Annotated in this window: 12 protein-coding genes; 3 read left to right on the forward strand and 9 right to left on the reverse strand. The window is 71.0% G+C overall.

The genetic code is table 11. The features are described 5' to 3' along the window. Positions 1-72 precede the first annotated feature (72 nt). Both ABD883_RS13510 and ABD883_RS13515 read right to left on the reverse strand, forming a co-directional pair. Positions 73-1,164 (reverse strand): branched-chain amino acid aminotransferase, encoded by a 1,092-nt coding sequence (locus tag ABD883_RS13510; protein ID WP_345032782.1) that lies wholly within the window; start codon positions 1,162-1,164, stop codon positions 73-75. Positions 1,165-1,383: 219 nt separating this feature from the next. Next, on the reverse strand, positions 1,384-2,424 hold the full coding sequence (locus ABD883_RS13515; RefSeq protein ID WP_345032784.1) for a 3-isopropylmalate dehydrogenase: 1,041 nt from the start codon (positions 2,422-2,424) through the stop codon (positions 1,384-1,386). 156 nt (positions 2,425-2,580) lie between these two features. Between ABD883_RS13515 and ABD883_RS13520 the strand changes: the two genes are divergently transcribed. Next, positions 2,581-3,558: an HpcH/HpaI aldolase/citrate lyase family protein gene (locus tag ABD883_RS13520; protein WP_137320191.1), complete on the forward strand. Its 978-nt coding sequence runs from the start codon at positions 2,581-2,583 to the stop codon at positions 3,556-3,558. 47 nt (positions 3,559-3,605) lie between these two features. Here the strand turns inward: ABD883_RS13520 and serA are convergent, their stop codons facing one another. The 7 genes from serA to ABD883_RS13555 all read right to left on the reverse strand — a co-directional run bounded on the left by serA (position 3,606) and on the right by ABD883_RS13555 (position 11,577). Further along, positions 3,606-5,198, reverse strand: coding sequence for a phosphoglycerate dehydrogenase (gene serA / locus ABD883_RS13525; RefSeq protein WP_345032787.1), 1,593 nt, complete (start codon positions 5,196-5,198; stop codon positions 3,606-3,608). A gap of 207 nt (positions 5,199-5,405) precedes the next feature. After that, a complete protein-coding gene (locus tag ABD883_RS13530) occupies positions 5,406-5,657 on the reverse strand; it encodes a hypothetical protein (protein ID WP_137320193.1) in 252 nt (83 codons plus the stop codon). Between the two features lie 20 nt (positions 5,658-5,677). Next, positions 5,678-6,964, reverse strand: a complete 1,287-nt coding sequence (locus tag ABD883_RS13535) for a GNAT family N-acetyltransferase (RefSeq protein WP_345032790.1) — start codon at positions 6,962-6,964, stop codon at positions 5,678-5,680. A 41-nt stretch (positions 6,965-7,005) separates the two neighbouring features. Further along, entirely contained in the window at positions 7,006-7,851 is an 846-nt protein-coding gene (locus ABD883_RS13540; RefSeq protein WP_345032791.1) for a hypothetical protein, read from the reverse strand. A gap of 208 nt (positions 7,852-8,059) precedes the next feature. Next, positions 8,060-9,088 (reverse strand): ketol-acid reductoisomerase, encoded by a 1,029-nt coding sequence (gene ilvC, locus ABD883_RS13545; RefSeq protein WP_137320196.1) that lies wholly within the window; start codon positions 9,086-9,088, stop codon positions 8,060-8,062. Positions 9,089-9,181: 93 nt separating this feature from the next. Further along, on the reverse strand, positions 9,182-9,694 hold the full coding sequence (ilvN, locus tag ABD883_RS13550) for an acetolactate synthase small subunit (protein WP_137320197.1): 513 nt from the start codon (positions 9,692-9,694) through the stop codon (positions 9,182-9,184). Continuing rightward, on the reverse strand, positions 9,694-11,577 hold the full coding sequence (locus tag ABD883_RS13555; RefSeq protein ID WP_345032794.1) for an acetolactate synthase large subunit: 1,884 nt from the start codon (positions 11,575-11,577) through the stop codon (positions 9,694-9,696). The genes ilvN and ABD883_RS13555 overlap by 1 nt, the downstream gene beginning before the upstream one ends. Positions 11,578-11,933: 356 nt before the next feature. Here ABD883_RS13555 and ABD883_RS13560 point away from each other — a divergent pair, with 356 nt between their 5' ends. After that, positions 11,934-13,682 carry an ABC transporter ATP-binding protein gene (locus ABD883_RS13560; RefSeq protein ID WP_295688804.1) on the forward strand — a complete coding sequence of 583 codons (1,749 nt, stop codon included), beginning with the start codon at positions 11,934-11,936 and terminating at the stop codon, positions 13,680-13,682. Further along, on the forward strand, positions 13,679-15,496 hold the full coding sequence (locus tag ABD883_RS13565) for an ABC transporter ATP-binding protein (RefSeq protein ID WP_247423893.1): 1,818 nt from the start codon (positions 13,679-13,681) through the stop codon (positions 15,494-15,496). The genes ABD883_RS13560 and ABD883_RS13565 overlap by 4 nt, the downstream gene beginning before the upstream one ends. Positions 15,497-15,562 lie beyond the last annotated feature (66 nt).

Raw genomic sequence — 15,562 nt, forward strand, 5'->3', positions numbered from 1 at the left:
TCCCCCGGCCCGCGGGAACGGGATCCGAGGGATCGGCGAGGCGGATCGGGAGCGGTCCGGAGTGCCTGCAGATCAGGCGAGGCGGACCATCCAGCCGTTCGTGTCCTCGACGCGGCCGTACTGGATGCCGAGGAGCGTCTCGCGCAGCTGCATCGACTTCTCACCGGGCTCCGTGCTCTGCTCGATGGTGAAGTCCTCGCCCTTGAGCTGCCCGATCGGGGTGATGACGGCGGCGGTGCCGCAGGCGAAGGCCTCGACGATGTCGCCGGACGCCGCACCCTCGCGCCACTCCTCGAGGGTGATCGGCCGCTCCTCGGGGGTGAGGCCGACCTGCGGGGCGAGCTCGATGAGCGAACGGCGGGTGACGCCGTCGAGGATCGAGTCGCCGAGGTTCGGGGTGAGGAGCCTGCCGTCCTTCGTCACGAGCATGAGGTTCATGCCGCCGAGCTCTTCGAGGTACTTCGACTCCGCGGCGTCGGTGAAGAGCACCTGCGCACAGCCGTTCGCCGCGGCCTGGTCGCCGGCGGCGAGCGAAGCGGCGTAGTTGCCGCCGCACTTGGCGAAGCCGGTGCCGCCGTGGCTGGCGCGCTTGAGGTTCGGGGACAGCCAGATCGAGACCGGCTTCACGCCGCCCGGGAAGTAGGCGTCGGCAGGGCTGGCGATGACGTAGTAGTCGACCTCGTGGCTCGAGCGCACCCCGAGGAAGGTCTCCGAGGCGATCATGAACGGGCGCAGGTAGAGGCTGCACTCGTCGAGGTCGTTCTGCGGCGTGGGGACCCAGGCGGCATCCTGCTCGACGAGGGCCTTGAGCGAGCCCACGAAGTCGTCCTCATCGATCTGCGGCAGGGCGAGGCGCTCGGCGGAGATGTTGATCCGGGCGGCGTTCTTCTCCGGGCGGAAGGTCCAGATCGAGCCGTCGGCATGCCGGTAGGCCTTGAGACCCTCGAAGATCTCCTGCCCGTAGTGGAAGACCGCCGCGGCCGGGTCGAGGACGAGCGGACCGTAGGGTTTGACGGTGTGCGCGTGCCATCCCTGCTCACGGGTGAAGCGCACGTGCGCCATGTGATCGGTGAAGTGGTTGCCGAAGCCGGGGTCGGCCTTGATCGCCTCCCGCACGTTCTCCGTGGTCGGCTGCGCGTTCTTGAGGAGCTGGAATTCGGTCATGGGAAAGGTCTCTTCTACGAGTCAGGTGTTCGGGTGGATGGGGCCGCGCGGCACGTGCACGCACGGAATGTGTCGCGCGCCACACGCTGGTCCACTGCCCACGATACGGACAGATCGCGCGGAGGTCACATCGGCGGGGTATGGGGCCCCGCCACAGCGCCCCGGAATGGGTGTCGCGGACCCGGCCGCCGGGCGGCGCTCAGCCGATCCGGGCGGCGCTCAGCCGATCCGGGCGGCGATCGCGTCACCGACCTCGGCGGTCGAGCGCTCGGCGTCCCCGCGCTCGGCGAGATCCGCCTCGACCGCGGTCTGGATGGTCTTCGCGACGACGTCGAGCCCGAGCGATTCGGCCATGAGCGCGGCGGAGAGGATGGTCGCGGTCGGGTCGGCGATCCCCTGCCCGGCGATGTCCGGGGCGGAGCCGTGGATCGGCTCGAACAGGCTCGGGGCGGTGCCGTCGACGTTGAGGTTCGCCGAGGCGGCGAGCCCGATCCCACCGGTCACCGCGGCGGCGAGATCGGTGAGGATGTCGCCGAACAGGTTGTCGGTGACGATGACGTCGTAGCGGCCGGGGTCGGTCACCATGTAGATCGTGCAGGCGTCCGTGTGCTCGTAGTTCACCGCGACGTCGGGGAACTCCGGGGCGACGTGCTCGACGACGCGGCGCCACAGGTGCCCGGCGTGGACCATGACGTTGTGCTTGTGGACGTAGGTGAGCTTCTGGCGCCGCGCCTGCGCCTTCTCGAACGCGAAGCGCACGGTGCGCTCGATGCCGTACCAGGTGTTGACGGAGACCTCGGTGGCGACCTCATGCGGGGTGTCGGTGCGCAGGCTGCCGCCCTGGCCCGTGTAGGAGCCCTCGGTCCCCTCGCGGACGACGATGAAGTCGATCTCCCCCGGGTCCGCCAGCGGCGAGGTGGCTCCGGCGAAGAACTTCGAGGGGCGCATGTTCACCGCGTGCTCGAGCCCGAATCGCATCTTGAGGATGATGCCGCGCTCGAGCACGCCCGAGGGCACGCTCGGGTCGCCGCAGGCTCCGAAGTAGATCGCATCGTGGGTGCGGAGGTCGGCGAGCTCGGCGTCGGTGAGCGTCTCACCGGTCTCGTGCCAGCGCTTCGCAGAGGCCTCGAAGGTCGTGGTGACGAGCTCGACGGGCTCCCCGCTCGCGTCGATCGCGCGCTGCAGGACCTTGAGGCCCTCGGGGATGACTTCGGTGCCGATGCCGTCGCCGGGCATCACGGCGATTCTGAAAGTGGTCATGGGCTCAGTCTACGAGTCGTCTCACCATTCGGGGGATCGTCTTGGATCCTGGAATGCCCTGTGAAGTGGTTCCCAGCCGCCCGCATCCCTGCGCGGTGCGTGCCCGGCTCGTGAGAGCACCGCGCCGAGGCGCCGAGCGACCGTAGACTGATCTCCATGCAGCCGACGAACGCCGAACACCCCGCACGCCCTGCCGATTCCTCCCGCCCTGCCGACCCGTCTGCCGCCGCGGACGGCACCGCGGAGCAGACGACCGAGCGGGCGACCCGCACGGCCGAGGCGCAGACCCACTCGGTGCGCAACGCCCGCGCCGCCGCCCTGCCGGCGAAGCTCTCCCGCTCGTGGCTGCTCGTCAACGCCGCGATGCCGGAGACCTTCGAGGCCGCGCAGGCCTCCGACGCGGACTCGGTGATCTTCGACCTCGAGGCCCCGGTGCCCGAGGACGGCAAGGACGCGGCGCGCGAGCACGTGGTGCACGCCCTCGAGTGCGGGATGTCGGCGTGGGTCCGCGTCAACGGCACGACCACCGACCACTGGGAGCCGGACCTCGACGCGATCAAGTCGCTGCCCGGGCTGCGCGGGATCATGCTGCCGAACACCGAGCACCCGGAGCAGGTGACCTACACCTCGATGCGGGCCGGCGCCGGGGTGCCGGTGCTCGCGCTCATCGAGACCGCGCGCGGGATCGAGAACGCCACCCGCATCGCCGAGGCGCCCGGCACCTTCCGCCTGGCGCTGGGCACCAACGACTTCCGCAAGGACACCGGCGTCGCCGACGACCCGGTGGCGCTGGCCTACGCCCGCTCGCGGCTCGTCGTCGCCACCCGAGTGGGCGGGCTGCCGGGTGCCATCGACGGCCCCTCGGCGGCCGGTGCACCTGCCGACCGGGTGGTCGAGGACTGCGGCTGGACCATGAAGATGGGCATGGCCGGCAAGCTTGTGCTCGACCTCGAGCAGATCGGCATCCTCAACACCGAGCTCTCCCCCAGCGAGGACGACCGCCGATGGGCGCGGGAGATGCTCGACCGGGCCGCGGGCGGCGAGAAGATCACCGACGGCTCCTACCTGCCGCGTCTGGCGCGTGCGAAGAAGATCGCCCGCCTCGCCGACTCCTACGGCCTCTGGAACGCCTGAGGCGCGCCCCGGCCGCGAGGCCGGGGCGGCTGCCCGCGTGACGGGTCTCAGTCCTCCGTCAGCGTCACCGCGGTGAACTGCGAGGCGCCGACGGCACCGGCGAGGGCGGACACGACCTCGGGAGTCACGGCGGAGTCGACGGACATGACGGACAGCGCCTCGCCGCCGTCCCCGGCCGGGGACACCTGCATGCCGGCGATGTTGACCTCATTGCGGCCGAGCGCCTGCCCGAGCTGCCCGATGACACCGGGGCGGTCCTCGTACTTGAAGATCAACAGGTGGTCGGTGAGCGCGATCTCGAGCTCGTAGCCGTCGACCCCGGTGAGCTTCTGCACGAGCTTCGGGCCGGTGACGGTGCCGGAGACCGACACCTGACGCCCCGAGGCGGTCGTCGCGACGATCGTCGTGACGTTGCGGAAGGACTCGACGTAGGGGTCGGTGGTGAGCTCGAGCGTCATCCCGCGCTCCTCCGCGAGCAGCGGGGCGTTGACGTAGGACACCGGCCGGGACACGTAGTCGCGGAACAGGCCCTTGAGCGCGGACAGCTGGAGCACGGAGACGTCCTTGTCGGCGATCTCGCCGCGCACGTCGAACCGGAAGTGGCTGATCGGCTCCTCAGCGAGGGCGGCGACGACGCGGCCGAGCTTCTCCGCCAGCGGGATGCCCGGACGCACGTCGGCGTGGATCGCACCGCCGGTGACGTTGACGGCATCGGGCACGAGCTCCCCCGACAGCGCCAGGCGCACGGACCTGGCGACGGCGACGCCGGCCTTCTCCTGGGCCTCGTCGGTCGATGCGCCGAGGTGCGGGGTGACGTTGACGGCGTCCTGCTCCATGAGCCGCGAGTGCTCCGGCGGCTCCTGGCTCCACACGTCGATCCCGGCGCCGCCGACCTGGCCGGCATCGACGGCGGCGGCGAGCGCCTCCTCGTCGATGATCCCGCCGCGGGCGACGTTGACGATCCGCACGCCCGGCTTGACCTTGGCGAACGCCTCGCGGCCGATCATCCCGACGGTCTCCGGGGTCTCGGGCATGTGGACGGTGATGAAGTCGGATGCCGCGAGGAGCTCGTCGAGGCTCATGACCTCGACGCCCATCTGCGCGGCGCGCGACTGGGAGATGTAGGGGTCGTAGCCGACGATCTTCATCCCGAAGGACTTGGCGCGCTCGGCGACGAGCCCGCCGATCCGACCGAGGCCGACGATGCCGAGCGTCTTCTCGTAGAGCTCGACACCGGTGAGCTTCGAGCGGTTCCACTCCCCGGCCTTGAGCGAGGAGTTGCCGGCGCCGAAGTACCGCGCGGCGGCGAGCAGGTGGGTCATCGTGAGCTCGGCGGCGGAGATGATGTTCGAGGTCGGCGCGTTGACGACCATGACGCCGGCCTTCGTCGCCGCCGGCACGTCGACGTTGTCGAGGCCGACGCCGGCGCGGGCGACGACCTTGAGGTCCTGCGCCGCGGCGATGGCCTCGGCGTCGACCTGCGTGGCCGAGCGGATGAGGATCGCGTCGACGTCGGCGATCGCGGAGAGCAGCTCGGCACGGTCTGCGCCGTTGCACCTCCGGATCTCGAAGTCGGGGCCGAGCGCCTCGATGGTGGCGGGCGACAGGTTCTCGGCGATGAGCACCGCGGGCTTGCTCACGGGTTCCTCCTACGGATGCGCGCACGGGTGCGGCGACGGTGGATGTCGGGCCGTGGCACGGGCGCACGGCACGGGGCGGCGGCTGCTGGGCATCCGCCCGATGACGGGATCGACACCATCGTATCGACCCCTTGTGAAGCCTTTCACAAGGGGGTCACATCGTGAACAGCGGGCCCGCCGTCGACGCAGCGGCCGGGACCGGGCCGGTCACCCGGACCGGTCTCCCGGACGCGGTTCCCGCGGCCGCTCGCGCAGCGCCTTCGGCAGCAGGAAGATCAGGGCGTGGAGCAGGAACATGACGAAGGCCACCACGAAGGCCCAGCGCACGACCCCGGGCCAACCCGGTTCAGCCGGGAAGAAGAGCAGGACGACGATCAACGCTCCGATCGAGCTGACGGATTGGATGACCGCCATGGCGAGGAGAGGCCGCCGCAGTTCGCGTCTCCCGCCGTCGTCCATGGACCTGTGCACCCCGCTCCTCAGAAGTCGTTGGGCGAGTACGGGGCGCGCTCGAGGGCGAACATCGACCGCGCGCGCAGGGCCGCACCCTCGGTGTGCTGGATGATCCGCCCCGCGCGGGCGAGGATCACCGGGTCCGCGCCGCCGAGGTAGATCGAGCCGAGCTCGGACACCCCGAGCTCGAGGTCGACGGGGACCGAGGCGCTCACGCGCTCGACCTCGGCATCGGTGCCGTCTGCGGTGATCCGGTAGGTGCCCTCGGCCAGGTGCATGGGGTCGATCACCTTGATGACGAGCTCGCCGGGGACCTCCCACGGGCGGGCCTCGAGCGCGGCGACGACGTCGAGCATGCGCAGCCACACGCCGTCGTGCTGGCCGACGGTCTTGGCCCGGCGCGGGTCGGTCAGCAGCCACGGCAGCGGGGAGTTCTGGGCGGCGTAGCCGAACTTCACGGTGTTCACGAGGTCGACGGCGCCGAGGAACGCCCACAGCGCGGAGTAGGCGGCGTCGGAGACCGCGACGAAGTCGAGCAGCTCGACGGTGCCGGTGTAGTACGTCTCGCCGTGGAACCGGTAGCTCACGTAGCCGTCGGGCTCGCCGGACTCGTCGTAGTGGAGCGCGGCGCGCACGGAGCGGTCCTCGTCGTCGGTGCGGGGGTCCACGGAACCGGCGGCGACGTCGGTGTAGAGCTGCTGGCGCTCCATCGCGCCGGGCGAGGCCTGGAGGAAACGGGCGTAGATCGCCGGGGCGAGCTCCTCGAGCGCGGACGCCGGGCACATCTCCACCCGGCGGTCGGCCTCGGAGGCGAGTGCGAAGCCGGGCGAGGTGTCGACCTCGACCTCGGTGAACCAGGTCGCGGTGCCGAACCCGAACCGGGTGTAGATTCCGCCCTCGGTCGCGGTGAGGGCGGCGAACGGGTAGCCGTCGGCCTTCGCCTGCGTGAGGTCGGAGGTCATGAGCGAGCGGAGCAGGCCGCGCCGCCGGTGGGTGGGGCGCACGGTGATCCACGTGATGAGGTGCGCAGGCACGAGACGACCGCCGCCGACGTTCATCCGCTTCTCGAAGTGGGCGAAGGTCGCGACCGGGATCTCCGCGCTCAGCGCGTGGGATGGTGCCCGGTCGGCGTAGACGGCGGTGAGCTTCCGCCCGTCGGTGATCGCGTTCTCGACCCGGTGGACGAGACGCTCGTCCGTGGGGCGCTTCCCGTGGAATCCGGCGATCACCGCCTGCATGTAGTGATCGGTCCGCCGGTCGGGGGCGCCGTCGGTCAGGGCTGGGGAGAATGTCTCGAATCGATACTCAGTCACGGGGTCCACACTATCCGATAGCAGGTCAGGGGTGATGCGGTTCACACGCGGCGGTAATGCACCTGCTGCCCGCCGCCGGGCCCGTGCATCCAGCGCTCGGCATCCTCGGGCCGCGCGCCGAGCCGGCTGATCCGCCCGAGGCGGTTGGCCAGGCCCCGGTCGAGTCCGCGCATGAGACCGGCCTTGACCCACAGCGCGGCGAACAGCAGGATCCAGCCGGCGAGCGCGCACCACTGGGCGCCAGGCACCGCGGCCAGGCCGCTCTCCGCCGCAGCCGCGATGATCATCAGTCCGATCCCGATCACGGACCAGAAGCTCGCGAGCTGCATCGTGGTGGTGAAGGCGCGCCGAGGGCCAGCATCGATGTCCTCGCGCGACACCCCTGTCCCGCCGCCGGAGAACGGGGGCGTGAGTGCGGCCCAGATGTCGAGGATCCATGAGCCGATGACGGTGCCGATCATCTGGATCCGGCTGAGGAAGCGGATGGGCGGGAGCCGGTCGTCCCGGGCGTGGAGCTCCCGGTCGCGGCGGATGCACTCCGCGACGACCTGGGGCGGGGGCACGGCGATCCCCTGATCGAGTGTCCCCAACCGGTGCCGCAGCGCGCCGAGGCGCCCGAGGTGCACACCGAGCCAGAGGAGCAGGATCCCGCTCAGCCCGGTGGCCGCCCAGGCCGTCGACTCCGCCTCCGCACGACTGCCGGCGCCGGCGAGCATGAGCGCCCAGGCCAAGAAGACGAGCGCCGGCACAGCACCGACCGCGAGGAGACCGAAGCCGAAGCCCGTCCACGGGAAGATCCGGGCGGGGACGGCGAAGCGTGCACCGTCGGGCGTCGCATCGAGCGGGCGGAGGAGGCGCTGCGGGTGCGGGTGCGGAGGATGGGCCATGTCCACGATCGTAGATCGCGATGCGGGCTCCTCGGCGCCCGCCCCTGTGCCGATCACGCAGTCGCTGTGCCCATGACGCAGTCGCTGTGCCGGTGTTGTCACACGTGTCCTCGCACGCGCCGAGGGGCGGGCACCGGGATCCCGGTGCCCGCCCCTCGGCGGTTTGCCCGCGTCCGCGGAGGCGATGGCTCAGCTCAGGCGCACGGGGTCACCGTGCGGCAGTGCCCTCGGTGTAGTCGTCGTCGGTGTCCTTGAGCCAGGAGAACATCTGACGCAGCTCGCGGCCGGTGGCCTCGATGGGGTGCGTCTCCTCCTTGGCGCGGAGCTCCTTGAACTCGGTGCCGCCGGCCTTCTGGTCGTCCATGAAGCGCTGCGCGAACTTCCCGTTCTGGATGTCGGCGAGCACCTCCTTCATGTGCTCCTTGACCTCCGGGCCGATGACGCGCGGGCCGGAGACGTAGTCGCCGTACTCCGCGGTGTCGGAGATCGACCAGCGCTGCTTGGCGATGCCGCCCTCGACCATGAGGTCGACGATGAGCTTGAGCTCGTGGAGCACCTCGAAGTACGCGATCTCCGGCTGGTAGCCGGCCTCGGTCAGCGTCTCGAAGCCGTACTGCACGAGGTGGGACACGCCGCCGCAGAGCACGGTCTGCTCGCCGAACAGGTCGGTCTCCGTCTCCTCGGTGAAGGTCGTCCTGATCCCGCCGGCGCGCAGGCCGCCGATCGCCTTCGCGTAGGACAGCACGGTGTCCCAGGCCTTGCCCGAGGCGTCCTTCTCCACGGCGACGAGCACCGGCACGCCGCGGCCGTCGACGTACTCGCGGCGCACGACGTGGCCGGGGCCCTTGGGGGCGACCATGATGACGTCGACGCCCTCGGGAGCCTGGATGTAGTCGAAGCGGATGTTGAAGCCGTGGGCGAACAGCAGGGTGTCGCCCTCGCCGAGGTGCTGCTTGATCTGCTCGTTGTAGATCTCCGCCTGCACCTGGTCGGGGGCGAGGATGACGATGAGGTCGGCCCACTCGGCGACCTCTGCGGGGGTGCCGACCTGCAGGCCCTGGGCCTCGGCCTTGTCGCGGCTCTTCGAGCCCTCGGCCAGGCCGATCCGGACGTCGACTCCGGAATCGCGCAGGCTCAGGGCGTGGGCGTGGCCCTGGCTGCCGAAGCCGATGACGGCGACCTTCTTGCCCTGGATGATCGACAGGTCGGCGGCATCGTCGTAGTAGCGCTCTGCCATGGGGTTCTCCTTCATTGGGGTTGTCTCGATACTAGATAGGGAATGCGGGACGCCGACAGCGGTGTCCGCATCGTGTCCTGCTCCGGGAGCGGCTCAGCCGGCGCGGGGCGCCTTGTCAGTGATGGACTTCGGACCGCGGGCGATCGCGACCGTGCCCGACTGCACGATCTCCTTGATCCCGAACGGCTCGAGCACGAGGCGCAGCGCGTCGAGCTTCGACTGCTCGCCGGTCGCCTCGATCGACACCGCATCGGGGGCGACGTCGATGATGTGGCCGCGGAACATCTCCACCGCGGCCGCGATCTGCGCCCGGGTCGCGGCGTCGGCGCGCACCTTGAAGATCATGTGCGCGCGCCGCACGGACACCTCGGGTTCGAGCTCGACGATCTTGATGACGTTGACGAGCTTGTTGAGCTGCTTGGTCACCTGCTCGAGCGGCACGTCGGCGACGTCGACGACCACGGTGATCCGCGAGAACGCCTCGATCTCCGTGGTGCCCACCGCGAGCGAGTGGATGTTGAAGCCGCGGCGCGCGATGAGTCCGGTGAGGCGGGCGAGCACGCCGGGCTTGTTCTCGACCAGGACCGACAGTGTGTGACGGCTCATCAGACGCCCTCCTCCAATTCCTCTCCGCCGAAGTCCGGGCGGATGTCGCGTGCGTACTGGATCTCGTCGTTGCTCACACCGGCGGCGACCATCGGCCACACCATGGCGTCGGCCGGCACGGTGAAGTCGATGACGACGGGTCGGTCGTCGATCTCGAGGGCGCGCTGCACGGCGGCATCGACGTCCTCGTTGCGCTCGACGCGGATGCCCTCGCAGCCGTAGGCCTCGGCGAGCTTGACGAAGTCGGGCACCCGCACCGAGTTGTGCCCGGTGTTGAGATCGGAGTGCGAGTAGCGGCCGTCGTAGAACAGCGTCTGCCACTGGCGCACCATGCCCAGGGAGGAGTTGTTGATGATGGCGACCTTGATCGGGATCCGGTTGATCACGCAGGTGGCGAGCTCCTGATTGGTCATCTGGAAGCAGCCGTCGCCGTCGATGGCCCACACGACGCGGTCGGGTTCGCCGACCTTCGCGCCCATCGCCGCCGGCACAGAGTAGCCCATGGTGCCGAGCCCGCCGGAGTTGAGCCAGGACCGCGGGCGCTCGTACTTCACGAACTGCGCGGCCCACATCTGGTGCTGCCCCACACCGGCGGCGTACACGCCCTCCGGCCCGGTCAGGGCGGAGATCCGGGAGATGACGTACTGCGGGTCGCACAGCCCGTCCTCGTTCTCCTCGTAGCCGAGCGGGAAGGTCTCCTTCCACTCGTCGAGCATCCGCCACCAGGCGGTGCGCTCGTCGGCGAGCACGGCCTCGTGCCGCGTCCGGAGCTCGGTGAGGAGCTCGGCCATGACCTCGGCGGCGTCCCCGACGATCGGCACGTCCGCGGTCCGGTTCTTCCCGATCTCCGCCGGGTCGATGTCGGCGTGGATGACCTTCGCCCGCGGGGCGAAGGAGTCGAGGTCGCCGGTCACGCGGTCGTCGAACCGGGCCCCCACCGCGATGAGGAGGTCGGCCTTCTGGAAGGACGCGACCGCCGGCACGGTGCCGTGCATGCCGGGCATCCCGAGGTGCTGCGGGTGCGAGTCGGGGAACGCGCCGCGGGCCATGAGGGTGGTGGCGACCGGGATGTGCGTCGCTTCGGCGAGCGCGAGCAGCTCCTCCTCCGCGCCGGAGCGGATGACGCCGCCGCCGATGTAGAGCACGGGCCGGCGGGCCTGCGCGATGAGCGCGGCGGCCTCGCGGATCTGCTTGGCATGCGGTTTGAGCACCGGGCGGTAGCCGGGCAGGTAGGGCTCCTCGGGCCAGACGAAGGGCGCCTCGGCCTGCTGCGCGTCCTTGGTGATGTCGACGAGCACCGGGCCGGGCCGTCCGGTGGTGGCGATCCGGTGGGCGCTCATCAGCGCCTGCGGGATGTCCTCGGCGCGGGTGACGAGGAAGCTGTGCTTGGTGATCGGCATCGTCATGCCGACGATGTCGGCCTCCTGGAAGGCATCCGTTCCGAGCAGCTTCGAGGACTGCTGACCGGTGATCGCGAGCAGCGGCACCGAATCCATGTGGGCGTCGGCGATCGCGGTGACGAGGTTCGTCGCGCCCGGGCCGGAGGTCGCCAAGCACACGCCGAGCTTCCCGGTCGCCGCGGCATAGCCCTCAGCGGCGTGGCCGGCGCCCTGCTCGTGGCGGACGAGGATGTGCGTGATCTTCTCGGAGTCGAGGAGCGGGTCGTAGGTCGGCAGGATGGTGCCGCCGGGGAGCCCGAAGACGGTGTCGATGCCGAGCAGCTCGAGGCTGCGGATGACGGCTTGCGCGCCGCTGAGGACCTCCGCGGTCGAGCGGTCCTGGCGGTGCGCCGGGGGCGCGGCGGTGGGGACGGGGGCGCCCGCGGAGGCGGGACCGGTCGGCTTGGCTGTCCGGCGGGACGCCGGGGCGGGGCCCGGCTTCACGGGCCCTCCCGGTCCGCCGGACGATGCTGAGGCTGCCAACTTGACTCCTTCATCGTGTACTGAACTGGTCCCCGCATGAGAAACGCCCCTGTCCGGTTTCCGGGAGGGGCGCGCGGGACGTCGTCGAAGCGACAGCTCTACGGGTTCACCGCGCGCTGCGTAATGACGACGACAAGGTTCTGCATGTGGCTGAGCATACCCGCGCCCCGGTGGTGCATGTCAAATGGCGGCCACTCCGTCTCGCATCGTGGATTCCGTGTCCGCGCTCACCGCCGCTCCGGTCACCGCCGCCGCAGGCCGCGCACCCGGCCGCCGCCCGGCGACAGCGGCGGGCCCGCGGAGTAGGCTTGACTGCCGTGCGCTCCCTCCTCCGCTTCTGGCCCGACATCCGGCGCAAGCTCCATGTCTACCTCACGATCATCGCGCTGACCTTCGCGGCGAACGCGATCTCGCTGCTCGTGCCCGCGCTCATGGGGCGGATCGTCGACGGGCCGATCGCGGAGCAGGACCTGTCCGCCCTGTGGCTGCCGATCGCGGCGGTGCTCGGCATCGGCGTCGTCGAGGCGGTGGCCCTGTGGGGACGGCGGATGATCGCGGCGAAGGTCGTCTCGCAGTGGGAGATCACCTGGCGGGCCCGGATCTACGACCGCCTCCAGTACCTGTCGATCGGCGTGCACGGCTCCTGGGAGTCCGGGCAGCTGCTGTCGCGCGCGATCAACGACATGACCCAGCTGCGCCGGTTCTTCGCGTTCGGCGCCCCGTTCATCGTCTCCACCCCGTTCGTCATCGTCACCGGCATCATCGTCCTCACGGTGATGGAGCCGGCGTTCGGGCTCATCGCGGTGCTCATGGCGATCCCCATGCTCGCCGGCGTCATCGTCTTCAACGCCCGCTACCAGCGGGAGTCCCGCGCCTCCCAGGACACCATGGGCGTGATCTCCACCCAGGTCGAGGAGTCCGTCCAGGGCATCCGGGTGATCAAGGCGTTCGGCCGTGCACCCTGGGTGACCGAGCGGTTCGAGGCGATCTCCGCCCACCTCCGCGCCATCGAGGTGCGGAAGGCCTACCTCGACTCGTGGATGTGGGCGGGCACGATGACCCTGCCGCGCCTCGCGATGGCCGCGGTCATCGCGGTGGGCTCCTGGGGCGTGCTCGCCGGCTGGACCACGGTGGGCACCGTCATCGCCGGCGTCACCCTGGTCATGGTGCTCCGCATCCCGGTGGAGATGCTCGGCTTCCTGCTGTCCGACGCGATCATGTCCGTCACCGCCGCCGCCCGCTACTGGGAGGTCATGGACACCGCCTTCGACATCACCGACGCCGACGGCGGCATCGATGACGCTCCCCCGTCCCGCGCATTCACCGGCGTCCTCGAGTTCGACGACGTCGCCTTCGGCTTCCCCGACACGGACCTCCTCACCCTGCGCGGGGTGAGCCTGCGGGTGGCCCCCGGTGAGACGCTGGCGCTCGTCGGTGCCACCGGCAGCGGCAAGACGGCGCTCGCCTCGCTCGTCCCGCGCCTCTACGACGTGAGCTCGGGGGCGATCCGGATCGACGGCACCGACATCCGCGAGCTCCCCCTCAACGAGCTCCGCCGGCTCGTCTCGGTGAGCTTCGAGGAGCCCATCCTGTTCTCCGCCACCGTGGCCGACAACGTCCGCATGGGCTCGCCGGGCGCAGGCGAGGCCGAGGTGTGGGAGGCCCTGGAGATCGCGCGGGCCGCCGATTTCGTGCGCGCCCTGCCCGCGGGCCTCGACACCGAGGTCGGCGAGCAGGGGCTGTCGCTGTCCGGCGGGCAGCGCCAGCGCCTCGCGCTCGCCCGTGCGGTGATCGGCAGGCCCCGGCTCCTCGTCCTCGACGATCCGCTGTCCGCCGTCGACGTCGACACCGAGGAGCGGGTGCAGCGCGCCCTGCGCGAGGTCCTCCACGCCTCGACGACCCTGATCATCGCCCACCGGCCCTCGACGACCGCGCTCGCCGACCGGGTCGCGGTGCTCGACGACGGCCGGATAGTCGCCACCGGCACGCACGAGGAGCTGCTCCGCACGAGCCGCACCTACCGCGACCTCATGGGCGCCTCCGCCCCCGAGGAGGTGCGCCGGTGACCCCCGCGATCCGCGCCGACGAGGACACCGAGGCCGAGGAGCTGCCGCCGGACATCGCGCGCCGCGCCCGGCGCCTCCTCGGCTCGCTCGCCCGCCCCTACCGCGGCGGGATCATCGCCTTCGCGGTCGTCGTCGCCCTGACGATCCTCGCCTCGGTCCTCGATCCGGTGTTCGTCGCGCTCGCGCTCGACGAGGGTCTCCCCCGCGCCGCGGACGGCGACGTCACCGCGCTCGGCTGGGCGATCGGCGGATTCGTCGGCGTCACCCTGCTCGGCGGTCTCGGGATGTGGCTGGCGAACCGGCTCGTCGGCGTGCTCGCGCAGAAGATCATGTTCGACCTGCGCACCCGCCTGTTCGTCCACACCCAGCGCCTCGACCTCGGCTACCACGAGAAGTCGACCTCGGGCCGGCTCGTGTCCCGGCAGACCTCGGACATGGAGTCGGTGCAGCAGTTCCTCGGCTACTCCCTCATGGATGCGCTGTCCGCGCTCGGGCAGATGACGTGCATCGCCGTCATCCTCGTCGTCCTCGACTGGCGGCTCGCGCTCGTCGTGTTCGCCGGGTTCATCCCGCTCGTGTTCACCACCCGCGCCGCCCAGCGCACCCAGCGGGCGGCCTTCCGCCGGACCCGCACCTCGATCGCGAAGGTCATCGTCCACTTCGTCGAGACGATGGGCGGGATCCGCGCGGTGCAGGCCTTCCGCCGCCAGCCGCACGGCCGGCAGCGGCTCGAGAGCGAGGACGAGCAGTACCGCGACGCCAACGTCCGGGCGCTGCGCGGGGTCGCGTGGTTCGCCGGCTCGACCCGGCTCATCGGCAACGTCACGCAGGCCGCGGTAATGGCCGTCGGCGCGTGGTTCGTCATCGAGGACTGGACGCAGATCGGTGTGCTCGCCGCGTTCGTCCTCTACCTGCGCCGGTTCTACGGCCCGCTCGACGAGCTCGTGCAGACCTTCAACCTCTACCAGTCGGCATCGGCCGCCCTGGAGAAGATCGCGGCGGTCCTCGACACCGAGCCCACGGTCGAGGAGCCGGACCACCCCGTCGCCCTGCCCGCGCGCCGGAGCGCGGACGCGGCCGGGCGGGAGCTCGCGTTCTCCGCCGTCCGGTTCTCCTACGGCGAGGGCCCGGACATCCTCCCGACCTTCGACCTGAGGATCCCGGCCGGCCAGACCGTCGCGCTCGTCGGGGCGACCGGCGCCGGGAAGTCCACGCTCGTCAAGCTCGTCACCCGCTTCTACGATCCGTCCGCCGGCACCGTGGCCGTCGACGGCGTCGATCTGCGCGATCTCGCCGACGCCGCGCTGCGCCGGTCAATCGTCATGGTGACCCAGGAGTCGTTCCTGCTCAGCGGCACGATCGCGGACAACATCCGGATCGGCCGCCCGGAGGCCACCGACGCCGAGGTCGAGGCGGCGGGTCGGGCCGTGGGCCTCGATGCCTACGTCGCCCGCCTGCCCGCCGGCTACGCCACCGACGTCCGCTCCCGCGGGGGCCGGCTGAGCTCCGGGCAGCGCCAGCTCGTGTCCTTCGCCCGGGCGTTCCTCGCCGATCCCGACGTCATCGTGCTCGACGAGGCGACGGCGCACCTCGACATCCCCTCCGAACGGCTCGTGCAGTCCGCGCTCGAGACCGTGCTCGCCGGCCGCACCGCGATCATCATCGCCCACCGCCTGTCCACGGTGGAGATCGCCGACCGGGTGCTCGTCATGGAGGCGGGCCGGATCATCGAGGACGGCGAGCCCGCCGCGCTCATCGCGGGCACCGGGCGGTTCGCCGCCCTCCACCGCGCCTGGCGCGACTCCCTGGCCTGAGGCGGGGGGCCGGGGACTGATCCGGGAGGCCGGCGAGCAGCCGCCCCGGTTCTTAAGAAAGCGGTG

It is taken from the genome of Brevibacterium pityocampae (assembly GCF_039541555.1).
Classification (GTDB): Bacteria; Actinomycetota; Actinomycetes; order Actinomycetales; family Brevibacteriaceae; genus Brevibacterium; species Brevibacterium pityocampae.